Origin of the sequence: Sutterella massiliensis (assembly GCF_016899755.1) — a bacterium.
Lineage (GTDB): Bacteria > Pseudomonadota > Gammaproteobacteria > Burkholderiales > Burkholderiaceae_F > Sutterella > Sutterella massiliensis.
Genome location: NZ_JACJJC010000019.1, coordinates 1 through 20320, shown reverse-complemented (window position 1 = coordinate 20320; position 20320 = coordinate 1). Strand labels below are relative to the sequence as shown.

Below are 20320 nucleotides of genomic sequence, written 5' to 3'. Positions count from 1 at the left end.
TCCAATCGATAAACGAGCTCGATTTCATAAACCGAAATTCATCAAACTCGTTTCAATCAAGATAACTCGGGATACTACGAATTCGCCTCATATTTTCGTGAAGAATTTACTCGGGTTTATTCCAAGTCGTAAATTGACAAACGCAATTGTCGCTATAAATCGCTTTGCTGCGGGATACCATAAAAGATGCTGCGTACCCCAATAATTTTTAAATCGCATATTCGTCCGTTCGTGACATCCCGTCGACCTCCCGAAAACCGAACATCGCAGCAGAGGCGGTGTGCACCCGACACACGATTTCAGCGAGGAAGCGGCAGCCGCGTCATCCAAAGAAGAACGCCGTCGAGAAACGCCGTGGCGCCCGGCATCGCCTCGACACCCGAGACCGAGGCATAGACAGAAAGCAGCCGACCCGAAGGATGCTCGACATAGCCCGCAAGCGACCGCGTGCCGGCGAGCGTACCGGTTTTGACGTGTGCCCGAACACCCGGAATGCCGCGCCGTCGCATCGTGCCGTCAACACCTGCAACCGGAAGACTCGCAAAGAACGCTTGCCATGCGGCTTCGTCCGCAGCATCTCCCCTACCGTCGGCATAAGCGGCAGCCAGGATGTCGCCCATGAATTTCGCGACAAAACGCGTTCGACCGTCGAGTCCCGAACCGCTCGGGAGGTTGAGGCGCGAGCGGTCGATGCCTTTCTCATCGAGCCATCGGGCAACAACCCGTGCCGATGCGGCATTCGTTCGTTCCTGAGAGAGCGACAGGAAGAGACTTTGCGCGCCCGCGTTGAGCGAATCCTTGTTGATTTGTCGGACGAGGTCAGACAAGGGCGCAGACAACCATCGCGCAGCGACGACATATCGACCGGCGAGCGTACGCCGCTCACCCGAGGCGCTCGAACGGAGTCTCCCCTGCCAAACGCCGCCCAAGCGCCGCCAGACGGTACGAATCAGCCGCTCGGCAAACCGATCCGCATCGTCAAGCGAAATATGGATCGAATCCTTGCCGCAGAGCGAAGCATACGTACCGCGAAAGACGACACGCCGCCGACCGTCCCGAAACCGTATGACGTCCAAACCGAGTCGGTCGTCCCAGTCGACGCATCGGCCGGCCGAAAGCTTCACGGTTTTCTGCCAATCAATGCCGTCGAGCTCGGGCGTCATCCGAACGTCGGCAGCGCCGCCCGCGCGAGGCACAAAGGCAAAAGAGACGGTACGCGCGCCGATCGACATGGCGTCGGGCCCCACCTGCCAACGCTTCTCCCAACCGGTTCGACGGTATCGCGACGAAAGCGGCTGCGGTTCCACGCCGGCTTCGGCGGAGAAATAACTGCGGTCAATGAGAATGTCGCCCTCAATGGTCTTCACCCCCTGAGCGGCGAGCGTCTCGAACATGCGCTCGAGCGATTCGGCGGAAAAGCACGGGTCGCCCCCGCCTTCGAGAACAAGCGCGGGTTCGGGGCCGTCGCCCTTTCTTCGCCAAAGCACGGTTTCGAAACGAAAGTCCGGCCGTCGAGCTTCGAGAATGTCCAAAGCGGCAAACGTCGTCAAAAGCTTCACGGTCGAAGCCGGCGCATGCGGCACATCATCGCGGTAACCGAGGAGACGCCTGCCGCTCGAAAGGTCGCGAATGTCGAGCGAAAACTTATCGAACGGAATGCCCCATCGTTTGGCGCGGCTGCGGATCGCTTCGGGCAGGCTTTGCGGTGAGTTGGCCGTTGGGTCGACGACGGGCGCAGCCGAAGCGGCCGAGGCAACAATCGGCCACCGACAAGCCGAGAGCGCACAAAAGAATCGAACGCCCCGAATAACGGCGGTTCGGCGACCTATGAACGTCGAACGATCGAAAGGCTTGGCAGCGTTCTTTTCTTCCTGCATGACGAACCGATCGCTCGATTTCGGCAACAGTGAAAACAAAGAAACGAGCGACTCATATCTGTGGACAATGGACCCCCATGTTAACAGCACCCGTCGACATACTTAAAAGCCGCGCCTAATTCCCGCAACGGACAACACGCCGGGTGCTTACCGACAGAACACGAACGGGCGAAAGCCCGCCCGTGCCGCTCTACCACTTCAAAGAGCAGCACCGGCGAACCTCGCCCGTTCCCAAGCAACCGATCTATCGCCTTATGCTTTCAGCACGTTGTCGGCAGCCGCCCAGCCGAACACGACGGCCGAGATGAAGGCCGTAGCCGACAGGTAGGTGCGGCCGTGGAAGCCGCCCGCCACCTCGCCCGAAGCCCAGAGCCCGGGGATCACGTCGCCGAACACGTCGACGACCTGCATCTTTCCGTTGATCTTCACGCCGCAGTAGGTCGCAAGCAGCACTGCCGTTGACGGCAGCACGTAGAAGGGACCTTCCTTGATTTCTCGCAGTTCGCCCATATTGCCGCTCAGGAACTTGCGGCCGAACACCGTGTCGTAGCCTTTTTCCCGAATATCGCGGTTGTAGCGCTCAACCGTTTCCTTCACGGCCTTCGGATCGAGCCCGGCCTTTGCGGCCGCTTCTTCAACGGTGTTGCCCTTAAAGACAAGGCCTCTTTCTTCCGACTCGAGAACGCTGCCGTTGTTGCGCGCGGTTTTAAGCGAAATGCGGCGCGTCGGTTCATCGTAAACGCAGTAGCCGATGCCGCCCGGCTGTTCGAGCACGTAGTCGCCCACGTCCTTCTTCGGAATGGACTCGTTCACAAAGCGCTTGCCCGCCCGATTGACGACGATGCCGCCTTCCCAATAGGTGTAATGCGAGTCGTTGATCGAATGCGGATCGGTATTGAAGGCAAATGTGGCCTTGATGTAAGGCATGTCCGCAACGTCTGCACCGTAAGCGAGCGCCATCTTGAGACCGTCGCCGTCGCAGCCCTTGCCGCAAATCGTAAGCGTATTGGTCATGCGGGGCACATATTTTGCGAGGAGCGCCTTGTTGCGGGCAAAACCGCCCGAAGCGAGGATCACGCCCTTCTTCGCGCCGAAGGAAACCGTTTTCCCCTCCTTTTCCGCAAAAACACCCACAATGCGCTTTGTCTTGCCGTCAAAGGCAAGGCGCTTGGCGGCCGTTTTCGTATAGAGCGCTGCGCCGAACTTCTTAGCCTGTGCAAGGCACGCCTGCAGCACGCTGTTGGGCTCGATCTCGACGCCGCGGTTGGCGCTCACGCTCGAAAAGAGCAGGTCAGACTGCAGCTTGCCGCCGAGCCCCATGAACCAGTTGTAGACCGCGAGGTGATTGTCGACGAACGTGCGCACGACATCCTTGTTGTTGAGTCCGCCGCCCGTCTGAATGATGTCTTTGAAGAGCAGCTCGTTCGAGTCCTTCTCACCGGCGCGCTTTTGCAGTTCCGTACCAACGACGAGCGAACCGCCGCCGCAGATGGCGGACGATCCGCCCGGAAAGGCCATCTTTTCCAATATCAGCACACGCAGTCCTTTTTCTGCCGCATGCGCAGCGGCAGCCAAGCCGGCACCGCCCGCCCCCACAACGACGACATCGTATTCTTCGTCAAATTTTTTCGGACGGTCCGTCGGCATCGCCTGCGCGGCGGATCCCGCCAATGCACCAGAAAGACCAAGTGCGCCCGCGGCACCCTGAAGAAATGTTCTTCGCGTTGTCATGTCGCTTTCTCCTTCGTTCGAACGAATGCAACCGGTGCCCGCTCACCGCAATCCCGGTAAGCGCCGAGCAGGCCCATGGTCACCTTCGTCCGATCGTCGTTTGCCGGATCGCAGGCCGCGGAAAGGCTGCCGCAGCCCGCCCCGGTCTTTGAGCCTTAAGCCTTCAGAATCGTTTCCGCTGCGATGTAGCCGAAGATCAGGGCCTTGCCAAAAGCGGTGGAGCCGAGGTAGCTGCGCCCGTGGAAGCCGCCAGTCACTTCACCGGCAGCGTAGAGCCCCGGAATGACGTCGCCGAAGACGTCGGCCACTTCGGCCTTGCCGTTGATCTTCACGCCGCAATAAGTCGAAATGAGAACGGCAGTCGCCGGGAAGATATAGAAAGGCGCCTTTTCAATCGGTCGGATCTTTCCGGAAATGTCGACCAAGTGCTTGCGGCCGAAGTCGCGATCGACGCCCGTCGTCTTCGCGTCTTCGTTGTAGCGGTCGACCGTTTCGCGCACGACCTTCGGGTCGAGCCCGGCTTTCTTCGCTACCTCTTCAATGGTGTCGCCCTTTAAAACCAGGCCCTTCTTTTCCGAATAGGTGACGCTGCCGCCCGACTCGTCCATCGTGATCGCGTCTTCGCGAATCGCGCTGTCGTAGAGATTGAAGGCAACCGCATCGGGTTGATCGAGCACATAGTCGCCGATGTCCTTCTTCGAAATTTCTTCGTTGCAGAAGCGCTTCCCTTCCTTATTGAGCACGATCGCACCGTCGCGGAACACCCAGCAGGCGTCGCGAATGCTCGTCGCCTTGAGGTTGAAGGCGAAAGTCGCCTTGATGTAGGGCATGTCGGCGACGTCTGCGCCATAGGCGAGCGCCATCTTGAGACCGTCGCCGTCGCAGCCCATCGCGCAGATCGTGCTCGCGTTCTTCATGCGCGGCACATACTTCTCCAGCAGCGCCTTGTTGCGCGCAAAGCCGCCCGTCGCGATGATGACGCCGTCCTTGGCCTCAACCGTCCGCGTCCCGGCCTTGGACGACAGCACCACGCCGCAGATGCGCTTCTTTTCGGCGTCGTAGACGAGGCGTTCGCCCTTCGTATTCGTGCGCAGATCGACGCCGAGCTTCTTGGCGAGCTTCGTCCAGGCATCGATGCTCTTTTGCGTATTGACGCTCAGGTTACGGGGCACGGACCCCGACTGCGACAGATTTTCGGTGTTGAGCACCATGCCGTGCTTCATGGCCCAGGTGTAGTAAGCGGGCGACGCTTCGGCATACGCGCGAACGACCGCCTTGTCGTTCAACTGCCCGCCCGTACGCATGATGTCTTCGTAGAGCGTGTCGACAGAGTCCTTGATGCCCGCCTTTTTCTGCAGATCCGTTTCAGTAACGGCAACACCACCGCCGCAGATGAGAGAACTCCCGCCGCAGAATGCAAGCTTTTCGGCAAGCAGCACCTTCTTGCCGCCTTCAGCAAGACGAATGGCGGCGGTGAGCCCCGCGCCGCCCGCACCGAGTACGACAACATCGAACGATTCGTCGAACTTTTCGGGACGTGCGGTCGGCATGGCCGAAACCGCGGCTGCGCCGCTCATGCCTGCCATAAACAAGCCAGCAGACTTCAGAAACGCACGGCGATTGGCTGTCATAACTTCTCTCCTTTTTCTTAAAAATCAGATGTATCTGACGGAATAACGTCTTGTTTGGTCCCAGACTTTTTTATTCCGGCACAACGAAGCGCAAGCTTCATTCACTACAATCTTGGAGGTGCGACAGTAAGTCCGCCATCGGAAAAAGAACAAACGAGCTTTCGGAAAAACCGGAAGCAACTGAAATGCTTCAATTCGACATCAAGGACCTGCGGGTATTTACTGCCGTGGCGCTCGCCGGGAGCATCACGCAAGCGGCCGAATACGTCCACTTGTCGCCGAGCGCCGCAAGCGACCGTCTCGCCGATCTCGAACGGCGCATCGGCACGCGTCTCTTCATTCGGGGTCCGCGCGGCATGCGCCTCAATGAGGCGGGCGAAGTCTTCGCGCAAGCCGCCAAGCGCATCCTTTGCGAAACAGATTCTCTTGAAACGCAGCTTTCTCACTACGCGCACGCTTGCGAAAAGCGTCTTCGCGTCTTTGCGAACTACAACGCTGCGACCACGTTTCTTCCCGCCCGCGTCGGGCGATTTCTCTCTTCGCACCCCGATGTGCAGATCGACGTCATCCAATGTTCGAGTCCCGACATCGTCAAGCGAGTTGCCGCAGCCGAAGGCGATATCGGCATCACGGCTTACGAGGGGCTGCATCCTCAACTCGAATTTTTGCCTTTTGCCAACGACCGGTTGGTCGGACTCGTTCCGAAAGGACACCCGCTTGCCGGCCGCACGTCGATTGCTTTTTCTGAACTCTTTCCCTACAGCTACGTCGGTGTAGGCCCGTACTCGCCGATGCAGGAATTCCTCTATAGGCGCGCGGAAGAAGAAGGCCGGACCATTCGGCCTCGGATCATCGCATCGAGCCACGACGCCGTCATTTTACTCGTGCAGCAGGGCGCGGGCGTAAGCGTGCTGCCGAGCGGCGTCGTTACGCGCCATGAAGGTATTGTCGAACTGCCGCTTCAGGAAAATTGGTCGCTGAGACATCTTCGGATTTGCCGGCGAAAAGACCGCACCACCAATTCTCGCGAGCAAAATGCGCTCATTGAAGGTTTTGTCGCTGCGCTGCTCGATCCATGATCGAGAGAGACTGCTGCAAAACGGCTTTCGTTTCTTACTCGACTTCGCCTACGGAGAAACCCATGCCGTTGTACAAGCCCAACACTTGCAGCGTTCACACCCCGGCGGGGTACTCTGCATGCTGAATATCAAATGACAGATCCCGTATTCAAACTGTTTTCAACCAGATTCAATGCGTATTACTATCTTATATTAGTAGAACTACCCCCCCCCCCATAAATCAAATCAATACGATGAGCTCGTGATTGCGTGCACTACGCACGAATCGCGCCGTCCGAAAGTCATGCACGGACGGTCAGAAAATATTTCTTGGAGTTCACTCATGAATAAGAGTTTCAAAGTGATCGCAACGAAGACGATTTTCGCCGCTGCGATCGCTTCTGCCTTGAGCGGCATTGCCCTGGCTGCGACGACCGAAATCAAAGGCGACGCATTTCAGACGTTAAAGCAGCCTGTTACGACGGGTTCGACAACAGTCACCGATAAGTCTTACCTTCAGCAGTCTGCCGGAAAAGTCTTCACCAATGACGACCAGTTCTTTGGCGCTAATGCCAAGGTCGAGGGCGTTCAGGGGATTTTCAAGGACAACGTTCTTACCCTCAAGGGCGGTTCTATGTCCGGTTTCGAAAACCACGTTCTCGACTTGACGGGCATCACTAACACGGTTATCGATGGCGTCACCCTGAGCGGCAACACCTCGAAAACGGCTGGTGCAGCCTTGATTGCTGACGGTAACATCACGCTGAAGGATGCTGTCTTCGAGAACAACAAGGCGGGCGAATTCAATGCCGACGGCACCGTGAAAACAAAGGTTAACGGTGCTGCGATCGTCTTCACGAGCGATGACCGCATCACCGGTTCGGCCACCTTCACGAACAATCTGGCTTCCGGGAACGGCGGTGCGCTTGGCAATATCGATGGTAAAGCGACCTCTGGCGGTGCATACACGATCGACCTGACGGATTCTGTCTTCAGCAAGAACGAAGCCAAGATCGGCGGTGGCGCTGTCTATTTGCAGGGACAGAAAGCCAAGTTCACCGATACCGTGTTTACCGACAATACAGCTGCCGCCTACGGCGGTGCGGTGCGCGCTAATGGCGGCAACGTTGAGTTTGTCGTGACGGAAGGCAAATCCCTGGCATACACCGGCAATACGACCGGAACAACGGATAACGCAGCGAAGTTTTACCAGAACCACACGGGCGGCTTCCTCTATCTTCAGTCCGGTGCGAAGGCTGAATTCAATGTCGCCTCGGACGCTTCGCTCGTCATCGGCACTGAAGGCGGTACAGCCGACAGCATTGCCTCTCTTTACGAGGATGGCAAGATCCCCGTCATTGACAAGACCGGCGAAGGTGCTCTGATCGTTCACGGCGACATGTCCGGCTTTGTTGGTGAGATCAATGTTACCGGCGGCAGCATGGTGATCGATGGCGGTGTTGGCGAATACAATGTCTCCCAGCAGATTGCTGTCAACGATAAAAAGGCGGCGTCCGGCTCGACCACGCTCAATGTCAACGGCGGAGATCTCTCGGTCGGTGACCTCAACATGGGCGGCAAGCTCGCCGTCAATGTGACGAAGGGCGACTTCACAGCGGGCAACATCACGGTCACTGAAACGACCTACACCGATACGAAGAACGCCACGAAGAACGCCGAACAGAAAACAACCGGCGACGTCGACTTCGATATCAAAGATAATCAGACGGCTTCCGTTGCAAGCATCACACTCAATGCCGAAAACGCGGCCTTTGACCAGACCTCCGGCGGCACGTTGAATGTTGCGGGCGACATCAAGGTCACGAAGGGCAAATTCACCGCTCAGGACGGCACGACCTCTGCCGCCAACGTTTCCTCTGAAGTTGCGGACGGCATCACCATTAAGAACGATTTCAGCGCCGACAGCATCAACGCTGCCATCAAGGGCGGCGTCGTCGTAACGGGTGCCACTGCGTCGCTCGATGTGGACACGATCACCGGCAAGGCTGAAGGTGTCTCGATCGCCGATGGCGCTTCTCTCGAAACGAAGCTCGACAATCTTGTCACCAAGGATTCTGACGGCAAATACGTTGCCAAGACCGGCGACGACAAGATCGTCACGATGGCTGCGGGTACGACCCTCGTCGCTACCGACGACATCGAATACACGACGGATGAATACGCCGCAATCAAGGCTGCAACAGGCTCCAACCTGAAGATGGCTGAAGGCGAATTGATTGCGCTCGACGAGAACGGCGCCAAGACCAAGGCTGGTCTCGGTGAAATTCTCAAGGTCGACGGGTACGCCGGCCGCACGGCCTTCTACACGGAAATCGGTGCCGCTGGTGATGCACTGCCCGCAAGCAGCATCAAATTTAATGAGTTGACGCTTGGTTCCATCGAATTCCGTCCGGCCGCCGATGCTGCTTCAGTTGGTGACTTCACGGTTGGCTCTAAAGATGTGAAGGTGGTCATGCGCGGTGATGATGCCGGTACGCTTTTCACGTTTACCGGCGATCAGAAGCTCTACGCAAACACCGACATCATCTTCTCCAATGTCGTTCTCGGTGAGCGTGAAGGTGACAGTGCCACTTACGACGGCCGCATTAAGGTAACCGGCGAGACTACCGTAACTGAAGATACGTCCTATACGCTCGGCAACATCTATAACGACGAAGGGCGGGAAAGTGCCAAGGTCACAGTCAATGGTTCTCTTACGATCCTCGGTGACACGACCGCTCGAGAATGGATGCCCGAAGGCGCCGTGACGGCTTCTAAGTACGACGTTCTTACGATCGGCGGCTACCAGACGCAGGATTCTGCGCCGAATTCGCCCGTTGTCGACCATTCCTATCATGGGACTTTGACGATTGCCAATGGCGGCATGCTCGTTGCGGGCAACCATGAAGCCGCCGCCAAAGCGGTTTACGCCAAACTTCGTGCCGAACTTCAGGCAGAAGCTGCTCGCGGCGGCGCTTCCGAAGAGGCAATCGAGACCCTCAAGCCGACGCTTCTCTACATCGGCCAGGAAACGCATTTCGAAGCCGTCCCGAGCTTCGCTGCCGGCGCCGTAGATGTGAACGCATACATTGATCTCGCGGGTGTAATCAACAACGGCCGCCCGATCGTAACGACGAAGGGGAATGCTCATATCTTCTCGGGCAACAACGGTTACGTTATTTTGGGCAACCTGAATAAGAACGCCGTAGTTACTGACGAACAGGGCAGCAACTTCATCAACGTCGGTTCTGCTTTCGACGGTGCCGAATACGACTTCGGCACGTCCTTCTACGAAGAAGGACATGTTGATAACGGCATGGCTGAAATTTTCGTTGATGAAGAAACGATGAGCGATGTCCGCGAAATGGGCTTCAACTCGTTTGGCGCTCTGAACCAACAGGTTCGTACGTTCGCCGGCGGTACGCTCACCTCGAACATCATCTACAACAACATTGATCGTTGGTTCGATGGTTTCGAACAGAGCGTCTACGAAGGCATCAAGAATGCGGGTCTTCTGAAGGACGGCACCACGCAGGATGAGTTCTACGATGCGTACGAACAGCGAAACGGTGACTCGTTGCGTGATGTACTGAAGGATCCGGCTCTGGCTGAAAAGGTTTATCAGCAGATCGTTGCGTCCGAACACAACTTCATTAACGGCATTGTTGAAGCCGAACATGCCGTCACCAACATGGCCGCTTTGGGCGGTGCGTTCTCGACCTCGTTCGACATCAACGATCAGATCCGCAACACGATCGATCGTCGTTCGTCGCTCGCGAACCTCAACGTTGTGCGCAACGAAACCGGCATCACCCCGTGGGTTGATGTCATGGGCACGTTCAACAGCGCCGACGGCCTCTACGGGTCGTCCGGCTACGAAGCCGACATCTACGGCGCTACGCTCGGTGCCGATTACACGGCTTCCTGCGGTGCCATTCTCGGTGCGGCGATCTCGATCGGTCAGGCCGACGCCAACTCCGTCGACCACAGCTCGAAGATCGACAACGACGTCGACTTCTGGGGCGTGAGCCTCTACGGTTCGCATCGCATCGGCAATGTGAACGGCAAGTTCGACATCGGCTACGTCAGCACGTCGAACGACCTCTCGACGAGCAACGCCTACTTCGGCCGCGTGAAGGAGTCGCTTGACGCCGACATCTTCACGATCGGCCTGGGTGCGGAATACCTCGCCAATGTGGGTTCGCTCAACGTCGTGCCGCACGCCGGCATCCGCTGGTCGTCTCTTGACATGGATGACAGCAAGTACGGAGCCGACTACGACAAGATGAACCTCTTCCAGATGCCGATCGGCGTCACCTTCTCCGGCACGTTCGACATGACGGGCTGGAAGGTTGCCCCGATGTTCGACATCTCGGTGGTTCCGGCCTTCGGCGACAAGGACGCCGTTGCCTCCTACACGGGCGGCATCAGCGAATCCGTGCGCGTTGTCGACACCAACCCGATCCAGGCCACGCTCGGCGTGAACGCCTCGGTCGGTGCCTGGACCTTCGGCGTGAACTACGGTCTCACGGCCGGTTCGGATGAGCGTCTCAACAATTCGCTCAACGCCAACGCCCGCTACTCGTTCTAATCGCGCCTGAGACGAGTAGCCGCCCTTAACCGCCCGCTCACGGCGGGCGGTTGAGGCAAAAAGCGAAGCCCGTTCTCCGTTCCGAAAACGGGGAGCGGGCTTTTTTTCCCTGCGCCTGCCCTTTGTGCTCATTGCCCTGCTTGCTGCGAGGGATTTGAGACTCCAAAGGCGCCCTCGGTAGAGGTCCGATATGCCCGAAGAACTCACTTTGCGCTTTGCGTCGAACACCGACGACGGTCTCGTCGAAAAGAACCGCGCCCGCCGCGCTGCCGGATCGATGAAAAAGAACGCTGTGCAGCGCATCCGACCGACAGGTTGCGCCTCCGACCAAAAACGCCGAACGGCGCTGCGGCTTTTTGAAACGGGCTTCGGCTACAAGTCGGTGGCCCAGATTCTGTCGCTTTCTCCCTACACGGTACGCGATTGGATGCGTGCGTTCCGCGCGGGACGCTTTTCCACACACCTCAGTCCCAAGCAGTACCGGTATCCTGAAGAAATCAAAACGCGTGTCGTCGAGCTGCGTGCAAGCGGCCTATCCTGGAAAGAAATCGAAGAAGCGACGGGCGTCAAGCGCTCCACATGCCGATCGTGGCTTAGAACCAAACAAAATTAATTCTCTTCATTACGCCAAACTTCCGGTTTGAGGTTCATGCCGACAATGGCAGGAGAGAACGTAAACACCTACCCCCGGTCGCACAACGCATTTCACTCGAAAATCCCGATCGGATCCCTTTAAACACGCCTTCTTTTTCGCGTTTCGTGATGCGATATTCATTCGCAAATGCCCTATGATTAGCAGGACCCGAATTAAAAAGTCTTTTGTATTTCTGCAGGCAGATTCAGCTTGACCGCCGAGAAGCGCGTTGAGCTGCGCGGTTTCGGCTTTTGCCGAAAAAGAGTATGCGGCAGGCTGCGAACGAAATGGCGGATACGAAAAAAACGACTCGTCTAAGAAGCGCTTTCTCCGACTCGCTTGATCTGGCGGGCTGCAAGCCCGCTGAACCGTCGAATGAGAAATTGGAACATTTCAATTTGAAGCTTCCCGAAGACACGCCGCAGCGTGTGCCCCGCTGGGCGACGCTTGAAGCGCGAGCCAAGGCCATGCAAATACAGGGCGTGCCTTCGCAGGAGGGAGCCGTTGCGCATTCAGCCCGGGCGCAAGACGACTTGGAGATCACGCGCTACGCTGCCCGAGCCCTCAAGCGCGCCTACGAAGCAGCAGTCAAAAGTGAACTCAGAACACTCGTTCTGCTCGAAGGCCCCCGCGGGTGCGGCGCATCAAGGGTGGCCGAAGAGCTCGAGAACCGCGGCCCCCTCGTCGACCTCTCGATCGAGCGAAACCGCCGGGATGCAGAGGCCTCGCCCCTGGCGTTTCTTTCGCGCTACTCGGCCGTTTCGTCTGTGGTTCTTCTTTCGGCGCATCTCTCGCCGAAGCTTCTTTGCTTCGTGCTCGAACGCGCAGGAACGCCGAAAACGTTTGATCTCGGTGCGAAAGTCCCCGCCGTCATTGTTGCAGTGCTGCCGAGTTTGCCGCTTGAAGCTGCGGCCCTGCCTGCAGCAGCCTCGCCCGGCCCCGGCATTCGACAGGTGCGCATCCGCACGCTCACCGAAGCGGAAATCGAAGGCGCGGCACCCACGCACCTTGAGCGGCTCGAGCGGCTCGCCGCCGGCGACACACCCGAAACGGCAGGTCTTGTCATCGGCGAGCCGCCGACGATCTGCGTTGAGAAGGACGGTGAAGTTCGGCCGATGAGCCGCTTTCGCGACATCCTCGTTCGGGCCATGCGCGGCGGTTATCCGAACGGACGCATCGGCACCGCCGACGACCGACACGATTTTTTCCACGACCTCATTCGCTGCACCTCCGTCACGGATCTGCCGGCGCTGAGCCGAATTCGCGACCCCATCGCGATGCGGCGCGTCTACCGCATGGTGGCCGCACTCTCTGGCGAAAAAGTAAAGGCGATCGAGGTGGGCGACATCATCGGCATGCGCCGCCAGATGGTGAAAAACTGCATCGACGCGCTCGAGCAGCTTCGCCTTGTCGAAGAGCAGCCCGCCTGGTCGGGCGTCTCGCGCTTTGAGCGCGCCGTGCGCAAGCCCCTCTTTCGCATCACGGATTCCGGTTGGCTATGCGGACTGCTCGGCTTTTGCTGGACCAATCCCGATGCACTCGGTCCAGAACACGGACCGATCATCAGGCGGCTGCTCAACGGCTGGGTCTGGACGCAGCTTGCCGCATTTACCGACAACGATCCGCAGCGTACGCTCTCCCACTTTGCGCTCAGAAACGGACCGGCCGTGCCGCTCGTCATTGAAAACCGAGCGGAACGGACTTTCATCGCCGCATCCACGACCCCCGATGCCTTTGCCAGAGAGGAAGACTTCGAACCCATGGCGCGGTTCGCAGCACTTTTGAGCGAAACGCCCGAGTACGCCAACTGGCGGCTCGCGGCCCTTGTCTTCACGACGGGCGACACGTTCGAGCCCATACCCAAAGCGACAACCCCAGATGCGCACGGTCTTTCGGCTTTCAGAGCGTGGTCCGTACCGATGAGCGTGCTCTGGCATTGAATCCTCCGGGAGCGCTGCCAAACGGCCCAATGCAGCTGCACGACGCGATTTCGCGAGTGCAAATAAATTGAGGTCCGCATCGAAACTACGATGCGGACCTCTATGTTTTCACGAGTACTTTGCGTGCCCGTCAGCCTTTGAGGCCTGCGGCCTCAGGCCGAACTTGGGCAGCTTTCGCGAGCTTGCTCACACGGGCTTCTTCGTTGCGGCGCGTGCTTCGATTTTTTCCATGAAGCTCTGTGCTTCGCCCTCTTCATGCCAGCCGTGGAAGATGGTTGCCATCACAGGGCCGGAGATGTTGTGCCAGAAGGAGAAGATGGCCGAAGGCAGCGCCGAAAGGGGATTCGCTGCAAAGTGCACGGTTGCAAGCGCCACGCCGAGACCCGAATTCTGCATGCCGACTTCGATCGAAAGGCACTTTCTCTTCGCAAGATTCATGCCGCAGACCTTGCCGAGGAGATAGCCCAAGAGCATGCCGAAACCGTTGTGAAGCACGACGACCGCAAAGACCAGGGCGCCGGCGGAAAGGATCTGCGCACTCGAAGCGGCTACGACGGCGGCAACGATGAGAACGATCGCGACGACGGAGATGAGCGGCAGCGCCGTAACGGCAGCATTGATGCGCTCGCCCAAAAGCTTGTGAACGACGACGCCCAGGGCGATCGGGATCAAAACGATCTGAACGATCGACAGGAACATGCTCATCGGGTCGATGTCAAGCCACTGGCTCGCAAAGAGATACATGAGCGCAGGCGTGACGAAGGGAGCAAGAAGCGTCGTGCAGGACGTGATCGTCACGGAAAGCGCCACGTCGCCGCGCGCAAGGAAAGTCATCACGTTCGAGGCGGTGCCGCCCGGGCAGCAGCCGACGAGCATCACGCCGACGGCGAGTTCCGGCGGCAGCGAAAATGCGAGACAAAGCACGTAGGCCGTTACGGGCATGATCACGAACTGCCCGAGAACGCCGATCAAAACGTCGCGGGGATGCTTGAAGACTTCCCGGAAGTCGTCGGTCGTAAGCGTAAGCCCCATGCCGAACATCACTATGCCGAGCAGAATCGTTACCCAGCCGCCGAGCGGCTTGCAAAGGTCCGGAAACGCGTACCCAATAATGCCGAATACGAGGACCCAAAGTGCAAAGGTTTTGTTGACGAATCTGCTGAGTGTGGCTAGTGCGTTCATTGCGAATCTCTCTTAAAGGATGTGCTCGTTGAGCTGAATGCCGGAAAGTGCATTGTTCTGTTCCGAGTCGTTGAAACATGGGGGTTGTGCCGCCGACCGGAACCCGACCGACTTGCGCCGAGACGCATCGAACGATGCGCCGCAGTGCGCTGTCAGCGCCGGAATTCCTCGCGGTTTTTTCATTATCAGCACGGCTTGAACCGCTCAAAAAGAGGTTTCGCTTTTCTTTTTCGGCCTTATTTTTCGCTTCGATGATTCGGCGCAGTACGCCTGAGAGAACCCTCCTAAGACAAAGTGTTTATTTCTGCAAAATCCACTTTTCTGCAAATTCTGTTTTTTACTCAAACCCCGTGTTTTCAGATGAAAGACGAACCAACGAATTTGCAATACGGCCGAATCTGCATAAAATGAACTGAAGTCTTTTCCGTTTCGGCCCCCCTTGGAACAGCCGCCGAGGAGGACTTGAAGCGGACGCGATCGAGTCGCCTGAAGCGACAGCCCCGAGAAGCGAGCCGGCATCGCCGTACGGACTCGACCCCGGAACAAATCACACAGCAAGGAGATAACACCCATCATGCGCAGCGACCGTCTCACAAAAGGCAATCAAGCCGCACCGCAGCGCGCCATCCTGAAGGCGCTCGGTCTTTCGGACGAAGAAATCTCGCGTCCGCTCATCGGCATCGTCAATTCGCAAAACGACATCGTCCCCGGTCACATGTTCCTCGACAAGGTGACGGAAGCCGCGAAGATCGGCGTGGCGATGGGCGGCGGCACCCCGATCGTCTTCCCTGCAATTGCCGTTTGCGACGGTCTCGCGATGGGACACGCGGGCATGAAGTATTCGCTCGTTTCGCGTGAACTCATCGCCGACAGCGTTGAGGCCATGGCAACCGCTCATCCTTTTGACGGCCTCGTGCTTGTGGCCGCCTGCGACAAGAACGTCCCGGGCCTTCTCATGGCGGCGGGCCGACTCAACATTCCTTCGATCGTTATCTCTGCTGGCGCCATGCTCGCCGGGCGCATGACGTGCGGTCGACGCCTCTCCTACTCCGACATCGCCGAAGCGGTTGGGGCCTTCAACGCCGAGCGCATCGACAAAAAGACCTTCATTGAAATTGAAAACAAGAGCTGCCCGACCTGCGGATCGTGCTCGGGGATGTTTACCGCTAATTCCATGAACTGCCTCTCCGAGGTGCTCGGCATGGCGCTGCCCGGCAACGGCACGATTCCCGCCGTCATGAGCGCGCGCTACCGACTTGCGAAGGAAGCCGGCATGAAGGTGATGGACCTCGTGCGCGCCGACCTCAAGCCGCGCGACATCATGACGCGCGAAGCATTTGAAAATGCGCTCGCGGTCGACATGGCGCTCGGCTGCTCGACGAATTCGATGCTGCACCTGCCGGCCATTGCGCACGAGTGCGGGATTGAGCTCGATCTCACGGTCGCAAACGAAATCTCCAAGCGCACGCCGAATCTCTGCCACTTGGCGCCGGCGGGCGAAGCCTACATCGAAGACCTCGACCGCGCAGGCGGGATTCCCGCCGTCATGGCCGAGCTCGACAAAATCGGCGCCATTCATACGACGCCCGTCACCGTCACGGGCAAGACCGTTGCCGAAAACATCGCGGGCGCCGAAGTGCTCGACCGCGAAATCATTCGGCCTGTCGACAACCCCTTCGGCAAGGAAGGCGGGATTGCCGTTTTGAAGGGCAACCTCGCCCCGGACGGCTGCGTCGTGAAGCGTTCGGCCGTTGCGCCTGAAATGATGACCCATACGGGGCCGGCACGCGTTTTCGACTGCGAAGAGGATGCGATCGACGCCATCTTCGGCGGCCGAATCCATCCGGGCGACGTCGTCGTGATCCGATACGAAGGCCCCAAGGGCGGTCCGGGCATGCGCGAAATGCTCAACCCGACGTCCGCCATCGTGGGGTCCGGGCTCGGCCATTGCGTCGCGCTCATCACGGACGGCCGCTTCTCGGGCGCAACCCGTGGTGCAGCGATCGGACATGTCTCGCCCGAAGCGGCCGTGGGCGGCCCGATCGCGCTCATTGAAGAGGGCGACGAAATCACGATCGACATTCCCGAAAACCGCATCAGCGTTGCCGTCTCCGACGAAGAACTCGCTCGCCGCCGCGCCGCCTGGGCGCCGCGCGCACCGCGCATCACGACGGGGTACCTTGCGCGGTACGCGAAGCTCGTCACTTCCGGCATGTCGGGCGCCGTGCTTGAGTAACGCCGGTTAGCGGCTTCGAGCCGAACGAAGAATAAGGCCGACGCCTGAAACCCGGGCGCCGGCCTTGTTTTCTCCGCTATCGGCCGAAGCGAACCGACAAGCGAAACGACAGCGGATTCAGGGCCGGCGCCGCTTCGCTTTCGTTGCGAATCACTGGAGGAGTTCGGGTTCGGGTGCGCGGCCGAACCACTTCTGATAAATCTTGTCGAACGTGCCGTCGGCCTTGAGCTTTTTCATCGCCGCGTTCATTTTGTCGCAAAGCGCCTTGTTGTTCTTGGCGGTCACCATGGCGAAGTTGTCGGCCGTGGCAAGGACGGGCAGATGCACCGTCTTTTCGGCGAGCGACTTGTTCTGCGAAAGGATGTAGTCGGTGACGGGCTTGTCGTTGATCACCGCGTCGCAGTTGCCGCCCACGAGATTGAGAATCGCGTCGCCCGCGTTGTTGAAGGTAGAAACCTCGGCGCCCTCGATCTTCTTGGCAAATGTCTGCGAGGTCGTGCCGATCTGCACCGAGATCTTCTTGCCCTTGAGATCATCAAAGCCCTTGATGGCGCCTTCGCTGCCCTTGGCAACGAGAATCGTCAGCCCGGACTGATAGAAGGGCATCGTGAAATTCACGCGTTTGCCGCGTTCAGGCGTGATCGAAAAGCCCGAAGCGCCCGCGTCGATCGTGCCCGAAATAATCGCCGGGATGATCGCGTCGAACCCCATCTGCTCGAGCTTGAGCTCACGTCCCATCGCTTCGGCCATGGCTTTGATGAGATCGATTTCATAGCCCTGCATGCCGCCCGTCTTGCTGTCGTAGAACTCAAAAGGCGGGAAAACGGCGTTCGTCGCGACGCGCAGCGGCTCGGCGGCAGAGGCCGAGCCGACGGCACCGAAAAGAAACGCGGAAAGCATGCCGGCAACGGCAGCGCGGCGGGAAATGAGGGTCGTCATTTTTTGTGTGTCTCCGAAACTTGTCGTGCAGGGCCTGCGTTCTGCCGGCCCCCTCCTCCAAGTCATATCAGCGATAGAAAACCCGCCGCACCGAGGGCGGCTCGAATGTCGACGCCGCTTTGGCGTCGATTCCGTTTGGGCTTCGTTCACTATAGAAACCTTATCGATCGGTGTCGCGGCCCAATCGGGAAAATTTTTCCGAAATTGTGAAATAAACGCTTTTGCGTTCAGTTAGTCGCCAAATCAAGAAAGTTCAGAGAAAGTAAGCGACAAATTGTCGACATATTTCGTTTTTGCGTCGATCTCTGTCGGCGGCTTATGAAGGCGAAATGCGCAACGAAGGTTGAAATCCGCCAAACCGCCCCCATATGCACGTTCATAGAACATTGCTCGTGCATGCGGTGCGAGCCGATGCCCCTCGGTCCCAAGCGAAAGCATTTCTCGCAGCGATCTTCGGTCCGGGCATTCCGCCGCATGCCCACATGGAGGAATAAACAGAAAATGGCCGCTCAAGTTCACGGCTTTCAGACGGAAGTCGCCAAGCTCCTGAAGCTCCTTGCCAATTCGCTTTATTCGAACAAGGAGGTCTTCCTGCGCGAATTGATCTCGAACGCGTCGGATGCGATCGACAAGCTTCGCTTTCTCTCGATCACGAAGCCCGAACTCGCTCAGGAAGATCCGGTGCTTCGCATCCGCGTTCGCGCCGACCGCGACGCGGGCACGCTCACGATTTCCGACAACGGCATCGGCATGACGCTTGCCGAAGCGAACGAACGCTTGGGCACGATCGCCAATTCCGGCACCGAGGACTTTCTCTCGAAGCTCTCGGCCGACGACGCCAAGTCGAGCCAGCTGATCGGTCAGTTCGGCGTGGGCTTTTACTCGGCCTTCATCGTCGCCGACCGCGTCACCGTTCGCTCGCGCGCAGCGGGCGCCAAGCCCGACGAAGCCGTTTGCTGGTCCTCGGACGGCACGGGCACCTACATGTCGGAGACGACCGTCAAGGCCGACCGCGGCACGGACGTGATCCTGCACCTCAAGGCCGACGAGCGCGAATTCCTGAACGACTGGACGCTGCGCGAAACGATCACGAAGTTCTCCGACCACATTTCGACCCCGGTCTATCTCTACGAAGCGCCGAAAGACGATGAGAAGAAAGAGGACGACAAGAAGGAGGCTTCTTCGCCCGAAGACGTCTGGCATCAGGTCAATGACGCCAAGGCTCTTTGGACGCTCTCGCCCAAGGACGTCAAGGACGAGGAGTACAAGGCCTTCTACACGCACCTCACGCACGACTACGGCGAACCCCTTGCCTGGGCGCACAACCGCGTCGAAGGCGACCTCGAGTACACGTCGCTTCTTTACATCCCGGGCGAAGCGCCGTGGGATCTCTACGGCAACCCCGAAGAACAGAAGGGCCTCAAGCTCTTCGTGCAGCGCGTCTTCATCATGGACCGCGCCAAGGCGTTCCTGCCCAACTACCTGCGCTTCATCCGCGGCCTCGTTGACACGAACGACCTGCCGCTCAACGTTTCTCGCGAACTCCTGCAGGAAAGCCGTGTCGTCTCGAAGCTCAAGAAGGCGCTGACGAAACGCTCGCTCGACATGATCGAGAAGCTCGCCGAAGACAAGGAGAACGTCGAGAAGTACCGCACGTTCTGGAACGCCTTCGGCCGCGTGCTCAAGGAAGGCGTCGTTGAGGATCCCGCCAACCGCGAACGCATCCTCAAGTGCCTGCGCTTTGCGTCGACGAAGACGATCGAAGAAGGCGACGCCTCACTCGTGTCGCTTGACGAATATATTGCGCGCGCCCCCGAAGCTCAGAAGAAGATCTACTTCCTTATTGCGGGCACCCGCGAAGCGGCCGAGCACTCGCCCTACCTTGAAACGCTCAAGAAAAAGAACGTTGAAGTGCTCCTCCTTTGGGACCGCATCGACGAGTGGATGATGAACGCCATCACCGAGTACGCCGGGAAGGGCTTTGTTTCGGCGACGGCCTCCGACCTCGAGCTCGGCGACTTGGCCGACAAAGAAGAAGAAAAGGCGCGCGAAGAAGAAACGAAGGAAGCCCAGGCCGATATCGAACGCCTCAAGAAGGCGCTCGGCGACAAGGTCGAAGGCGTTCGCGTTTCGACGCGTCTTGTCGACTCGCCGAGCTGCGTCGTGGGCTCGAACGACCAGATGCTCACCGCGCAGATGCGCCGCATGCTTGAGGCCGCCGGTCAGCCCGTGCCGGAAGAAAAGTTCACGCTCGAAATCAATCCGAAGCACCCGCTCATCACGAAGGCGCTTGCGGAAACCGACGAAAAGCGCTTTGCCGACTGGGCGGCCGTGATCCTTGAAGAGGCACACCTCGCCGACCAAGGCACGCTCAAGGATCCGGCGGGGTTCGTGAAGCGCTTGAACGCGCTGCTGCTCGGCTGAGTGAAGCCTCCGCACCCATTCATCCGGCAAAGCCGTCTGAATGGATGCGGCTTCCCTCATTTGTAGTCCGAGGGACA

The 20320-nt window shown here is 58.6% G+C and carries 11 protein-coding genes; 6 read left to right on the top strand and 5 right to left on the bottom strand.

The window, feature by feature from the left end:
- Positions 1–299: 299 nt before the first annotated feature.
- The 3 genes from dacB to H6A60_RS09845 form a co-directional block, all read right to left on the bottom strand.
- A complete protein-coding gene (gene dacB / locus H6A60_RS09855) occupies positions 300–1877 on the bottom strand; it encodes a D-alanyl-D-alanine carboxypeptidase/D-alanyl-D-alanine endopeptidase (protein WP_205104101.1) in 1578 nt (525 codons plus the stop codon).
- Positions 1878–2129: 252 nt separating this feature from the next.
- The gene (locus H6A60_RS09850; RefSeq protein WP_205104099.1) at positions 2130–3608 is read right to left on the bottom strand and encodes an FAD-dependent oxidoreductase; all 1479 of its coding nucleotides are present in this window, start codon (positions 3606–3608) and stop codon (positions 2130–2132) included.
- A 155-nt stretch (positions 3609–3763) separates the two neighbouring features.
- On the bottom strand, positions 3764–5239 hold the full coding sequence (locus tag H6A60_RS09845) for an FAD-dependent oxidoreductase (RefSeq protein ID WP_205104097.1): 1476 nt from the start codon (positions 5237–5239) through the stop codon (positions 3764–3766).
- A gap of 185 nt (positions 5240–5424) precedes the next feature.
- Between H6A60_RS09845 and H6A60_RS09840 the strand changes: the two genes are divergently transcribed.
- The 4 genes from H6A60_RS09840 (at position 5425) to H6A60_RS09825 (ending at position 13462) form a co-directional block, all read left to right on the top strand.
- Positions 5425–6318, top strand: a complete 894-nt coding sequence (locus H6A60_RS09840; RefSeq protein WP_205104095.1) for a LysR family transcriptional regulator — start codon at positions 5425–5427, stop codon at positions 6316–6318.
- 322 nt (positions 6319–6640) lie between these two features.
- Positions 6641–10888, top strand: a complete 4248-nt coding sequence (locus tag H6A60_RS09835) for an autotransporter domain-containing protein (protein WP_205104093.1) — start codon at positions 6641–6643, stop codon at positions 10886–10888.
- 190 nt (positions 10889–11078) lie between these two features.
- On the top strand, positions 11079–11501 hold the full coding sequence (locus H6A60_RS09830) for a helix-turn-helix domain-containing protein (protein WP_205104086.1): 423 nt from the start codon (positions 11079–11081) through the stop codon (positions 11499–11501).
- A 404-nt stretch (positions 11502–11905) separates the two neighbouring features.
- A complete protein-coding gene (locus tag H6A60_RS09825) occupies positions 11906–13462 on the top strand; it encodes a DUF8612 domain-containing protein (RefSeq protein WP_205104085.1) in 1557 nt (518 codons plus the stop codon).
- 186 nt (positions 13463–13648) lie between these two features.
- On the opposite strand, the gene H6A60_RS09820 is transcribed toward H6A60_RS09825, so the two are convergent.
- On the bottom strand, positions 13649–14644 hold the full coding sequence (locus H6A60_RS09820) for a bile acid:sodium symporter family protein (protein ID WP_205104083.1): 996 nt from the start codon (positions 14642–14644) through the stop codon (positions 13649–13651).
- 574 nt (positions 14645–15218) lie between these two features.
- Between H6A60_RS09820 and ilvD the strand changes: the two genes are divergently transcribed.
- Entirely contained in the window at positions 15219–16880 is a 1662-nt protein-coding gene (gene ilvD / locus H6A60_RS09815; protein ID WP_205104081.1) for a dihydroxy-acid dehydratase, read from the top strand.
- A 150-nt stretch (positions 16881–17030) separates the two neighbouring features.
- On the opposite strand, the gene H6A60_RS09810 is transcribed toward ilvD, so the two are convergent.
- Positions 17031–17819 (bottom strand): basic amino acid ABC transporter substrate-binding protein, encoded by a 789-nt coding sequence (locus H6A60_RS09810; RefSeq protein ID WP_205104079.1) that lies wholly within the window; start codon positions 17817–17819, stop codon positions 17031–17033.
- A 501-nt stretch (positions 17820–18320) separates the two neighbouring features.
- Between H6A60_RS09810 and htpG the strand changes: the two genes are divergently transcribed.
- A complete protein-coding gene (gene htpG / locus H6A60_RS09805; protein ID WP_205104077.1) occupies positions 18321–20243 on the top strand; it encodes a molecular chaperone HtpG in 1923 nt (640 codons plus the stop codon).
- The last annotated feature ends 77 nt before the right edge of the window (positions 20244–20320 follow it).

What these genes read in the sequence shown, in the direction of transcription:
- H6A60_RS09820 (WP_205104083.1), bottom strand. Translation starts at nt 14,644, where the DNA reads ATGAACGCACTAGCCACACTCAGCAGATTCGTCAACAAAACCTTTGCA.
- htpG (WP_205104077.1), top strand. Translation starts at nt 18,321, where the DNA reads ATGGCCGCTCAAGTTCACGGCTTTCAGACGGAAGTCGCCAAGCTCCTG.
- dacB (WP_205104101.1), bottom strand. Translation starts at nt 1,877, where the DNA reads ATGCAGGAAGAAAAGAACGCTGCCAAGCCTTTCGATCGTTCGACGTTC.
- H6A60_RS09840 (WP_205104095.1), top strand. Translation starts at nt 5,425, where the DNA reads ATGCTTCAATTCGACATCAAGGACCTGCGGGTATTTACTGCCGTGGCG.
- H6A60_RS09845 (WP_205104097.1), bottom strand. Translation starts at nt 5,239, where the DNA reads ATGACAGCCAATCGCCGTGCGTTTCTGAAGTCTGCTGGCTTGTTTATG.
- H6A60_RS09835 (WP_205104093.1), top strand. Translation starts at nt 6,641, where the DNA reads ATGAATAAGAGTTTCAAAGTGATCGCAACGAAGACGATTTTCGCCGCT.
- H6A60_RS09850 (WP_205104099.1), bottom strand. Translation starts at nt 3,608, where the DNA reads ATGACAACGCGAAGAACATTTCTTCAGGGTGCCGCGGGCGCACTTGGT.
- H6A60_RS09830 (WP_205104086.1), top strand. Translation starts at nt 11,079, where the DNA reads ATGCCCGAAGAACTCACTTTGCGCTTTGCGTCGAACACCGACGACGGT.
- ilvD (WP_205104081.1), top strand. Translation starts at nt 15,219, where the DNA reads ATGCGCAGCGACCGTCTCACAAAAGGCAATCAAGCCGCACCGCAGCGC.
- H6A60_RS09810 (WP_205104079.1), bottom strand. Translation starts at nt 17,819, where the DNA reads ATGACGACCCTCATTTCCCGCCGCGCTGCCGTTGCCGGCATGCTTTCC.